Origin of the sequence: Lacrimispora amygdalina (assembly GCF_003432035.1) — a bacterium.
Taxonomy (GTDB): domain Bacteria; phylum Bacillota; class Clostridia; order Lachnospirales; family Lachnospiraceae; genus Lacrimispora; species Lacrimispora amygdalina.
Genome location: NZ_QOHO01000022.1, coordinates 52,480 through 65,210 on the forward strand (window position 1 = coordinate 52,480; position 12,731 = coordinate 65,210).

At 42.2% G+C, this 12,731-nt stretch carries 5 protein-coding genes; 2 read left to right on the forward strand and 3 right to left on the reverse strand.

Translation table 11 applies throughout. From position 1 onward, the window contains the following. Nucleotides 1–16: 16 nt before the first annotated feature. The 3 genes from DS742_RS07690 to DS742_RS29755 form a co-directional block, all read right to left on the reverse strand. Nucleotides 17–1,291 (reverse strand): condensation domain-containing protein, encoded by a 1,275-nt coding sequence (locus DS742_RS07690; RefSeq protein WP_117416407.1) that lies wholly within the window; start codon nt 1,289–1,291, stop codon nt 17–19. Between the two features lie 23 nt (nt 1,292–1,314). After that, nucleotides 1,315–10,230 (reverse strand): non-ribosomal peptide synthetase, encoded by an 8,916-nt coding sequence (locus DS742_RS07695; protein WP_117416408.1) that lies wholly within the window; start codon nt 10,228–10,230, stop codon nt 1,315–1,317. A 119-nt stretch (nt 10,231–10,349) separates the two neighbouring features. After that, nucleotides 10,350–10,634, reverse strand: a complete 285-nt coding sequence (locus DS742_RS29755) for a cyclic lactone autoinducer peptide (protein ID WP_278335944.1) — start codon at nt 10,632–10,634, stop codon at nt 10,350–10,352. A gap of 64 nt (nt 10,635–10,698) precedes the next feature. Between DS742_RS29755 and DS742_RS07705 the strand changes: the two genes are divergently transcribed. Next, nucleotides 10,699–11,406, forward strand: a complete 708-nt coding sequence (locus tag DS742_RS07705; RefSeq protein WP_117416409.1) for a LytR/AlgR family response regulator transcription factor — start codon at nt 10,699–10,701, stop codon at nt 11,404–11,406. Between the two features lie 12 nt (nt 11,407–11,418). Continuing rightward, entirely contained in the window at nt 11,419–12,714 is a 1,296-nt protein-coding gene (locus DS742_RS07710; RefSeq protein WP_117416410.1) for a sensor histidine kinase, read from the forward strand. Nucleotides 12,715–12,731: the final 17 nt, after the last annotated feature.

Below are 12,731 nucleotides of genomic sequence, written 5' to 3' on the forward strand. Positions count from 1 at the left end.
TGATCTCCCCTTATTACTATGAATTTAATAAATGTTTCTCAGATAATATCCTGTCAAAAAGAGAAATAACTTCTTCCGGATCGTAAAGATTTTTTGAAACGCATAGTTCCATCATTAACCGGCCTGAAATGGTAGCCGACGAAAGGAAAAGTGACTGGGCTCTCACAGAAATATAAAAGGATTCCACCCATTTTTCCATAATTGGATATGATATAATGCCAAGGTTAGAAAGAGTGATTGACGTATTCATCAACGGCCCCCTTTCAGACATGGTTTTCTTACACGATTTCAAACATAGACTCTTGTATTTTTCCAATGAACTGGAGCATACCGCTGCCAGACGCAGCAAGCCGTACGGAACTCCTCTTTTGAACCATTTAAACGCTTCTTTTACCTGTTTTCTCAAATCTCCCTCCCGGAAGAACTGCGCCGGAAGACTCGCCACATAATTACCATGCATGGTCTGTGGCGAATAGGAATGCAAAGGCTGTATGTCCATAGGCATGGAGACAAGCACACGCTGTTTTCCGGAATCATGCTCCAATAATCCATCCGTCATTCTGTAACAGAGATATTCGCCAAATGTCATATCATACCGTCTGCTCTGGCGTAATATTTCCCGGGTTTTTTCAGCACTGAAGCTGTAGGATTTTTTCACATAGCCTCTGCCTTTCTTTGGTTTTCTGTCATAACTTAAGTCTAACGTTTCGTTTTTATCCTTCTTATTCGCATGGAATGCAAAGCCCGTTAAAAAAACAGGCAGCCATAAATAGGCAGAAATTCTTCTTACCGTGCGAAGAATCCGATCTCTTAAGCCGGAAGAGGCGTCTGTCTCTCCCGGCACTGTGTCAATTTCACATGAATAGTATTCAAGCCACTTCTTAATCCAGAATATCAGTCCCCGGCCATTGGTCACTGCATGGTGCATGGAAAATACCATCGTATTCTCATTTACAGGAAACAGGTGAAAAACCAGCCTGGAATTGGTGGAATCGTATCGTTCCAAAACCTCTTCCTCAGTATAATACTTAGAAAGCTGCTCCTCTTCATAATCAAGCAAAGCTTTTAGCTCCTCTTTTGGAAACCGGTTCCATTTGAACGTATTTTTTTCAGGCTGTTCCACCATTTTTGCCTGCAGCAGCGGATTTTCCATAACCAGCGCCCGGTAGCTGGGATACAATCGTTCCGGATCAATTTTTTTCTTAAAGCTGACTGTTGCTATCATGCAATTGGACGAATTAAATTCTTCTGTTCCAAAAAAATATAAACTTGCAAGTTTGATTGCATCCATCTTTTACTGCCTCCAGCGTATTTTTACTGCATAAACCCTACATTTCTGCAGTGTTCAATCATGAGCTTTACTCTGCTGCCGTCAAGCTTCGGCCACTCAAATCCCAGTGCTTTTAAGATACCGTCGGTCTTTCTGTTCTTCACCAGGAATAATGTTTTGCTGGCTCCTTCAAAGAATATATTGGAATGGACAAGTATTCTGGATACTTCCTGTTTCGCATCATCATCATCGTATTTTTTCAGAATAAATGAGGTAAACTTGTCCACGGGCATCGTCTCCACTTCCACTCCTGCCTGATTTAAAAACCGGGCAAAGGAAATCATATTGATCCGATGGCTGTTAAATAAATGGTACGTCTCATTTTTTAAATTCTTCCTGTCAAACAGCAGTACGACAGCTTTCGCCACCTGGTCAACAAAGGAAAAGTCCAGGGTTTTATCAGCAATCGCAGGGACATATCCAAGTTTTATCAGGGATTTCACCATGGTGTAGAACGCATTATCCTGAATATTTTCCTGGAAAATACCGGACTTTGAATCAAAAACCAGATTTCCCACCCTGAAAACATTGCATATAATGCCTTCTTCTCTCGCCCTGACGATCTGCTTCTCAGCCTCCAGTTTCGTCATTACATAGTAGTTATCGGAGCTCTGTTCCACATCACAGTCATACTCAGTAAACACCACGCTTGACTGATCTTCTATGAATCCGCTTCCCACACTGGTGGTAGAGATGAAGTTATACACCTTTTTCTTCCCTGTACCGGCAAATTCAATGAGCCTTTTATTTCCTTCCACATTAATTGCATAAAACTCCGAGTAATTCCCAAAATGCTTTACATTTGCCGCTGAGTTTATGACTGCATCAATTTTTTCTGCCAGACTTTCATAACGCTCTTTGCTCAGCCCGAAGTATTCCTTTGTTAAATCTCCGCAAAATACACACAATCTGTCTTCCAGTGTTTCCTGTCCGCAGATTTCATTTCCAAAGTGGAACTTAAGCTTTGCATGCAGCCTTTCCCGTGCATCACTGTCATCCTTTCCTCTGACAGCTATGTAAATCTTATAATCAGTAATCTTCAGCAGCTGATGTACAATCTGTATTCCAAGATAACCGGTTCCTCCGGCCACCAGTATATTCTGGTAGCCAGCCTTTTCCGAAATCTCAACTCCCTTATACTTCTGATTTCTTTTATGGTATTCTTTCAGGCTTTTGAGGATTCTGCCATCACTGGCTCCCCTTCCTTCAATCCTGGTGACCGCTGCTTCCTGCAGTGCTTCAATCGCTGTCTTCAGCCTGTCTTTGGAGTATTTTATCTGATCTGACAGACTCCGTATTGTGGGATATTGGAAAATGTCATTGATTCCAATTTCAAATTCCGACGCCAGCCTTGATACAGCCTGAATCGCCTTGATGGAATTACCGCCTAGCATAAAGAAATTGTCGTCGATTCCGATTGATTCAATTCCCAGTGTATCCTGCCACACTTCCTGAATCTTCTTATCCGCATCGTTTCTCGGGCTTATGAAATCTGCCCCTGAATTTCCGCGCATTTCAGGCTCCGGCAGTGTTTTTTTGTCTATCTTACCGCTTTGAGTCATGGGCATGTGCTCCAGCTGCATAAAGAAGGCTGGGACCATGTAGTCCGGCAGTTCCTTTAAAAGATGTTTTTTCAATTCTTCCGCTTTCAGCTCTTCTTCCGAAGTAAAATATGCTGTCAGATACTTCTCTTTCTTTTTATCCTCTCTGGCGATCACTGCCACTTCACGGATCAGCGGATACTTATGTAAGTTTGCTTCAATCTCCCCAAGCTCAATCCGAAATCCCCGGATCTTTACCTGGTCATCAATTCTCCCCAAATATTCCACATTCCCATCCGGCAGCCAGCGGGCAAGGTCTCCTGTCCGGTACATCTTCTCTCCGGCTTCATACGGATTATCCACAAACTTTTCTGCAGTCAGGGACTGGCGGTTTAAATAGCCTCTGGCAATGCCGTCTCCCGATACGCACATCTCTCCGGCCGCTCCCACCGGCAAAAGCTTCTGGTCCTTATCCAGTATATAGATCCTTGTATTGGACACAGGCTTTCCAATGGGGACCGAATCACATCCCATCTCCTCGTTCCGGTATTTCCATGCAGTTGCAATTACACTGTATTCGGTAGGACCATAAGCATTCATATAGGCCGCCTTATCCTTCCACTTTGAAACCAGTTCCTTTGTAATAGCCGATCCGCCGGTTACCAGCTTCTTTAATGACGGAAGGCTTCCCGGCTCAATGCCTGAAAGGTATGCAGGCGGCAGAAGGGTGATGGAGATTTTGTTTTCATTGATGAAATTCTTAAAATCATCCAGATTATTAATCACATCTCTGGAAACCAGATAAAGTGTTCCCCCGCCCAGCAGAATGGTAAAGGTCTCCCATACGGAGGCATCAAAGGAGCTGCTGGCAAACTGAAGCATCCGGTCTGATCCGTCCACGCCCCAGCTTTCCTTAAAGTAATTCTGCAGATTCAAAATTCCGTGATGTTCCACCATGACCCCTTTCGGTTTTCCGGTAGAGCCTGATGTATAGATGATATACGCCAGATCATCTGGTTTATTTACAGGCTTGGGATTGGCATCCTCTTCCAGATAAACATCCTCCTCATTCAGACAGATTATATTACCGTTATACTGAATACTGTCTTTTAGATGCTTTTGAGTCAGCAGAACGCCAGCGCCGCTGTCCTCCAGCATATATTCAATCCGGTCCTGCGGATAGCCTGGATCTATGGGCAGGTAGGCACCTCCGGCCTTGAGCGTACCAAATATCCCTGTTACCATATCCAGAGAACGTTCCGTCATCACAGCAACAATGCTGTCCGGTTTCACTCCCTTTCTCCTCAGCGCATGGGCAAGCCTGTTGGCTTTTTGGTTCAGTTCCCTATAGGTCAGTTTTTTATCTTCAAAAACGAGCGCCGTATGTTCCGGTCTTTGTTCTGCCTGCTCCTCAAACAAACCGTGGATGGTCTGATTTTTTGGATATTCCATCACTGTCTGATTAAAATCATGAAGCAGCATACGCCTTTCTCCTTCCGGTACTACATCGATCTCTTCAACGGACATCCCGGGGCGCTTTACGATTTCACTGATCATGGTTTTCATCTGTTCAGCAATCCGGGCGAGAAAGCTTTTGTTATAAACCAGACTGTTGTATCGGAATTTGATTTGCAGATCCTTTCCCGGCATTATAATAATATTTAAGTCAAAATTCGTCTGCTCGGATACCTTTGCTGAAAGAATGGTGATATGATCCCTGCCGTTGTCATCTCCCTTAACGGCTTCCTCCATGGGATAATTTTCAAAAGCCATAAGGCTCTGAACCAGTTCCCCTTTGCAGGATATCCTGGACTGAATTTCTGCCAGCGGATAATAACTGTGTTTCTCAGACTCCAGCGCCTCCCGCTGCTGTCTTGAAATAAGAGAGGAGAAGCTTTCCCCTTTTTCTGACCGGACTCTGACTGGAATGGTATTAATAAAGAGGCCTATCATTCGTTCAACACCCTCTACCTCGGCCGGTCTGCCTGAAACTACTGATCCAAACACCACATCCCGGGTATTGCTGTACCTTTGCAGTAAGATTCCCCATACCGTCTGCATCACCGTACTTAAAGTGGCGGCGTTATCTCTTGCCGTTTTCTCAAGTCCTGCTTTCATTTCTTCATTTATTGTAAAATCGTATTCCTCCTGAAGATATCCCTGCCCGGCAGTTGTGACTTTCATTCTGGAGAGCTGTTCGGTCTGCTCATATTCCATGAGATACTGATCCCAGTAATCCGAAGCTTCCTGGTCATCTCTGTTTTCCAGCCATTGTATATACTGGCTGTATGGATACACCCTGCCTAACCGCGGGGAACTGCCTTCCCGGAACGCTTTATAGGATTCCAGAAGTTCCTTAAATACAATAGGCAGACACCAGCCATCCATGATGATATGATGGAAGCTCCAGATTAAATGGTAAATTCCCTCACTCACTTTAATCAGCATGATCCTGACCAGCGGCTCATGGGTTAAGTCAAAGCCCTTTTTCCTGTCGCCAGCCATGCATTCTTCCAAATAGGATTTTTTTTGTCCTTCTGATAAAAGGGAAATATCCTTATAGTCCATTTTGGAAGTCCTGTCTTTTAAGACCACCTGAACCGGCTTGTCCACCTTTTCATAAATAAAAGCCGTTCTTAAAATATCGTGTCTTAAAATCACCTGCCAAAACGCCCGTTCAAACGCGTCTTTATCAACACTGCCCTTTAATGTGATCACTGCCTGCTCAAAATAAGCATTGGAATCTTTTTCCCTGAGGAAATGATACAGCATTCCAGTCTGCATGGGTGTCAGTGAATAAATATCCCTGATATTGTGTTTTGATGATTCCATCACGCGGTACACCGCTTCCACTTCCCGGGCGGTGATCTTCGAGGAGCTTAAATCGCCAGGTGTCAGTTCGGTATAATCCTGAGATACGCAGTGTTCAATCATTTGTATCAGGCTGCGTTTAAAATTATCAGCAATCCGGTTTATTGTAATCTTTTCATATTCACCCCTGTGATATGAAAAATGAAGCCCCAGCTTCCCGTTATTAATTCCTCCATAAATATCAAGACAGTATGGCCGCTGCATTTCCGGTGAAATGGTTTCACCTGCTGAAATGTCCGTTAAGGTAAATAAATCGCTGTCAATATCCTGGTCAAATTGTCCAAGATAGTTGAAACTGATCTCCGGATTTAAATTGAACTTAAGCATTTCTTCATCTGGAAGAATCGTCTGATATTTTAAAATACCATAGCCCATTCCTCTCCCCGGTATGGTACGCAGGCTTTCTTTTACGGATTTAATTCTGGAAGATATGGACCCTGTCTCTTTCATATCTAAAATCACGGGATACTGTGTGGTAAACCATCCTACGGTTCTGCTGATATCAATATCCCCGGCAATCTCTTCACGGCCATGTCCTTCTAAGTTAATGAGCACTTTTTCCTCACCGGTCCATTCTGAAACCGCCTCTCCCAGCGCTGCCAGAAGAATATCATTAATTTCGGTATGATACGCCTTGTTCACATCCCTGATCAGCCGGGAAGTCCGGATCTCATCAAGCTCCATGAAAACCTGGTCACTGTCCTTATATTTTCTGTTGGTGACAGTATGTTCCTTTGGAAGGGGTTTCACCTGGATTTTCTCAAGGGCGCTCCAGTATGGAATCTCCTTTTGAAGCTCTTCACTGTCGGCATACCCATAAAGTTTCTCCGACCATTCCTTAAAAGAGTCTGTTTTTTCAGGGAAATTAATTTCTTCTCCGTTAACCGCCTGCCGGTATCCTGTTGAAATATCCTCAAAGAGAATTCTCCATGAAATCCCGTCAACCACCAGATGATGGATGGCAAGGAGCAGATAATCTCCCTCTTTCGTCTGAAATAAGCCTGCATTTACCAGAGGCCCCTGCTTTATGTCCATAGAGGACTGTAGAATCCGGGCTTCTTCTTCCAATGCTTTCTCATCTACCTGCATACTTGTGAGATCTCTTACAGCCAGCGAATAAAGATTGCCTTCCATCCCCCTGTTAAGCAGGGCAATCCGACCCGCTTTTTCTCTCATTACAATCCGCAGCGCATCGTGGTGCTCTGCCACCCGGTCAAGTACTTTTCTCAGTGCCTCTTCGTTAAAGCCCTCTTTCCGGTACAGCATCACTGACTGGTTGAAGTGATTTCTATATTCAGAACAATGTTCAAAAAACCAGCTCTGGACAGGTGTAAGAATTACCTCTCCTTTTACAATTCCCTGAACAGCAGTACGTTTGGCTGTTTTAATATAAGCACTCAGTTCTTCGATGAACGGGTGTTCAAAAATATCCTTCAGCTCAAGCTTTAACTGATAACTGTTCAGTTTGGATAATACCTGTATGGCTTTAATAGAATCTCCGCCCAGATTAAAGAAATTGTCTTTGATTCCCACCCGTTCAAGTTCAAGCACCTTTTCCCATACCCGTACCATGATCTCTTCTGTTTTGTTTCTCGGCGCCACATATTCCACTGCAGCACTCATACCTGTATCTGGTTCAGGAAGGACCTTTTTATCAATCTTTCCGCTTTGATTCATGGGCATATGCTCCAGCTGTGTAAAGTAAGACGGCACCATATAATCCGGCAGTTCCTTTAATAGATGTTCCCGCAGTTCATCTCCTTTAAGCGGGCTGTCTGCCGTATAATACGCAGAAAGATATTTTTCTTTCTTTTTATCCTCTCTGGCGATCACTGCCACCTCACGGATCAGCGGATGCTTATGTAAGTTTGCTTCAATCTCCCCCAGCTCGATCCGAAATCCCCGGATCTTTACCTGGTCATCGATTCTTCCTAAATATTCCACATTCCCGTCAGGCAGCCAGCGGGCAAGGTCTCCTGTCCGGTACATCTTCTCTCCGGCTTCATACGGGTTATCAACAAACTTTTCTGCAGTCAGGGACTGGCGGTTTAAATAGCCTCTGGCAATACCGTCTCCCGATACGCACATCTCTCCGGCCGCTCCCACCGGTAAAAGCTTCTGATCCTTATCCAGTATATAGATCCTTGTATTGGACACTGGCTTTCCAATGGGGACCGAATCATATCCCATCTCCTCGTTCCGGTATTTCCACGCGGTTGCAATTACACTGTATTCTGTGGGACCATAAGCATTCATATAGGCCGCCTTGTCCTTCCACTTTGCAACCAGTTCCTTTGTAATAGCCGATCCGCCGGTTACCAGCTTCTTTAATGACGGAAGGCTTCCCGGCTCAATGCCTGAAAGGTATGCAGGCGGCAGAAGGGTGATGGTGATTTTGTTTTCATTGATGAAATTCTTAAAATCATCCAGATTATTTATCACATCTCTGGAAACCAGATAAAGTGTTCCCCCGCCCAGCAGAATGGTAAAAGTCTCCCATACGGAGGCATCAAAGGAACTGCTGGCAAACTGAAGCATCCGGTCTGATCCGTCCACGCCCCAGCTTTCCTTAAAATAATTCTGGAGATTTAAAATTCCGTGATGTTCTACCATGACCCCTTTCGGTTTTCCGGTAGAGCCTGATGTATAGATGATATATGCCAGATCATCTGGTTTATTTACAGACTCCGGATTGGCATCCTCTTCCTGATAAACATCCTCCTCATCCAGACAGATTATATTACCGTTATACTGAATACTGTCTTTTAGATGCTTTTGAGTCAGCAGAACGCCAGCGCCGCTGTCCTCCAGCATATATTCAATCCTGTCCTCCGGGTAACCGGGATCTATGGGCAGGTAGGCACCTCCGGCCTTGAGCGTACCAAATATCCCTGTCACCATATCCAGGGAACGCTCGGTCATGACAGCAACAATGCTGTCCGGTTTCACTCCCTTTCTCCGCAGCGCATGGGCAAGCCTGTTGGCTTTTTGGTTCAGTTCCCTATAGGTCAGTTTTTTATCTTCAAAAACAAGCGCGGTATGCTCCGGTCTTTGTTCTGCCTGCTCCTCAAATAGACCGTGGATGGTCTGATCTTTGGAATATTCCATCACTGTCTGATTAAAATCATGAAGCAGCATCCGCTTTTCTGCCTCCGGCACCACTTCTATTGCAGAGATGGGAGTATCGCCATGTTCCATTGCTTCTGTGAATAAATATTCAAAATGGGAAATGAAGTTTTCAATGGGTATAAACTTTCTAAACACATCCAGCCGGTAATCAAAATTAACGCATACATCCGCTTCCCCCTCATGTCCCCAGATCAGAAGCATTAGAGCATTTCTTTCATGTTGATGCGTCATTGTTACATTCTGGCATTCATCAGCAGTAACAAATTTTTTTCTGATTTCCTGTTCTTCAAAAGAAAGGGATATATCAAATAAGTTACCTTTCTCACTCACCCCTTCATAAACCGCCCGGCTGATGTCACCAAAGTTCGTTCTTTTATGACGGTAGCATTCAAAAAGTCCATGCCTGATCAGTTTCATAAGCTCTTTAAAGCTCATATCCGACTCCGGGTTTATTCTCAGCGGTATTACATTTGCAAAATGTCCCATGGTTTGTTTATATTTTGCATTGCTCCGGTTAAAAACAGGGACACCGATCACCAGGTCCTTCTGTTTGCAGACCTTGCTGAAATAGAGATATAAAATCCCCAATAAATAATGAAATGCAGAGCTGTTTTCCTCTTTGCAAAACTCAAGCATTCTGTTATATAGCACTTTCTTAATTTTTAAAGTACTCCTGTCACTCCAAATGGAGCTGTTATTTTCACAATCATATCCGATCCCTTTACTTAAAAGCGGTTCAGGAATCGTCCGGTATTTGTTCTTCCAAAATTCAATGTCCTTTAAAAAGGCCGGGGAATTTCTATATTCCTGATCCTCGGCGATAAAATCGGTGTAGGAATAGGCATCTGCCTTTACTTCCGGATTTCCTTCCGACAGTTCATTGTAAGTATCAATCATCTGACTGTATAATAGTGCAAAGCCCCAGCCATCGATGATCATATGATAAACTTTCAGAAAAACAAAATATTCATTTTCACCACTTTTTAATAAAATAAACTTAAAAAAATAATCGTTTGGATCAAATGGTTTTAAAAACTCACTTTTAATCCAGTCAACACAAAAAGCAGCCGGGTTTTCTTTCATTGAATAGTCCAGAAATGGAGCTTTATAGTGGATTTCCGGCAGTATGGTCAGATACGCTTCTCCTGCCCGGTCTATAAGACGTGTTCTCAGAGTATCATTTTGATTGATGATTCTCTGCATGGTATTTCTGAATATTTCAATATCAATATTTCCTTTAATCCTGATATAACCGCCAAGATTATAAATCGGTTTTCCTGGATGCATAAACTGCTCTAACCATATATCTCTCTGGTAAGAGCTTAGACTAAATTCCTTTGCATTTTCATTTGTACTCATAAATATCTCCCCTCATAAAAAAAGCAGTCTGTCCCCATAAAAATTATTGGAACAGGCTGCAGTCATTGCCTGGTTTCCTTCGGCGGCCTGGCAATCATAGCTGAGTAACCAGCTATTACTTAAAATCTGCGCAGTTTTTTAGCATTGTCCGGAAGTTTGGGCTGATGAATAAACAGCATGCATGCTAAATTCATATTTAATGATGTAAAACTCAGCGCAAGACTCGCTATTATTTTTACAAGTTTAAAAAATAAAAGTTCTATGATTTTCCCCTCCTCTCTATTGTATTCTGCTTTCAGACTGTATTTTATCAAATAATTTACTATAAAATAACTTAATGTAGTGAATGGTACTTTCGATTGATGTGAAATGTAACGATAAATTAAGAGTAGCAAAAATGACACATTTTGCTATAATAAGAGTGTAATCGACAAATTTGTTACCAATATCTAACGGAAAGGAGAAACTATGATTGATATTGCTATATGTGATGATGATAATGCGATATGCTCTCAAATGGAGCAGATCATATCGGATTATGCTGCCAGAAATTTTTTAAAGATTGATTTAAACATTTTTAACAGCGGCGAAAGTCTTCTAAAATCGTTTAACCAGGATAAATCATTTGACCTGATTTTTCTGGATATTGAACTAGGCTGTATGAATGGCGTGGAAGCAGGCCGGCAGATAAGAAAAGTGCTGAAAAATTATAACACTGAAATTGTGTATATTTCAGGCAAGGACGCCTACGACAGACAGCTGTTTGACATTCAGCCCCTCCATTTTATCCCAAAGCCCATTAATCCGCTCACGGTCATCGAAGATTTAAAACTGGCTTTAGAACGAACCCGGAGGCTGGGGGGGTATTTCACCTATCAGAAAGGATATGATACGCACAAGATACCAATTAGTGAAATCATATATTTTGAAAGCTTAAACCGGGAAAACAGAATTGTTTTTACAACCGGAGAAGATTTTTTTTACGGGAAACTGGAGGACACCGCCTTAAGTGTTACAAAATATCAATTTGTTCAGATACACCGGTCCTATCTAATCAATTATAACCATATTGCGATTTTGCGTTATACAGAAGTAGTGATGTCAAATGGTACGGTACTTCCTATCAGCAGATCAAAGCGCCATGAATTCCGCAGACTGCAGATCAGTGAAGAATAAGGGGGAAACTTTATGAATATGGAAAGCTACAATGCAGTCTACTGCCTGGGTAATCTGTTTATGACGTTTGTCATATACAAATATATGCATATTTTCTACTCAGACTGCAGGGTGAATTTTAAGTTGGAACGTCTGGCTTATTTCGGCTATTTTGTGGTGATCACACTTACATATATTTTTTTAAAAATTCCATTGATAAATTTAACTGTCAATCTGATTACACTCTTTTTAACTGCTCTTTTGTATGAAGGCAAAACCAGTAAGGCACTCCTTTCTACAACCATTATTTATTTTTCATTGATGATGATCGAGACACTTGTGGCGTTCTTAACCAGCATTCTGGAACTGAATCTTTTAATCCCTTTTAAATATAAATCGGGGTTTGGGATTGTTGCACTAAATATATTATCCTTTTCTTATGTGCTGCTTGTGCAGGGATTTAAAAATGTGAAAACCAAATATCCCCTCCCCAATGTGTACTGGTTAAGTTTAATCACCGTTCCATATGGAACCATCATCATGCTTCTTACCATTTTTACTAACAATTGCAGTTCCCGCACCATTCTTTTTATTTGCATGGCGAGTGCGTTCGCCATAAATATTGTTACATTCTATCTTTACGATAAAATATCTGACTTATTAGTTGCGCAGATGAACAGAAGAATTATAGAAGAACAGAATCGCTATTATGAAAATCAGGTGGAGATGATGGAATCAGCCTTAAAAAATATGAGAATGCTCCGCCATGATTTTAAAAATAAGCTTTCCCCTTTGTGTGAACTGGCAAAATCCGGGAAAATAAATGAATTAACCGAACGGCTATCTGAATTAACCGACATGTGTCAGATAACTAAAGAATATGCTGTATCAGGAAACAGCACCATTGACAGTATCATTAATTTCAAATTACAGCAGGCTGAAAAAAAGAACATACAGATTAAGGCGGATATCCTGGTTCCGGAAGACTTATCAGTGGAAACGTTTGATATGGCTGTTATACTTGGAAACTTATTGGATAATGCTCTGGAAGCAGTTGCCCAAACAGGGGACCGCTGGATTCATATAAGAATAAAATACACGAAAGGCCGCCTTATCATCGTCATAAACAACTCCTTTAACGGTTTGGTTAAGAAAACAGAGGATCACTATATGACCCGGAAAAAGGATGAAAAAAACCATGGATTAGGGCTGAAAAGTGTACAGAAGGCCATTCAGAAATACGACGGTGCCATGCAGATATCCCACGATGAAAAAGGGTTTCAGGTTAAGGTTCTGATGTACATGAATTTAAATAATTGGGGAGGTTAGTGTGAAAGAAAGTAGAG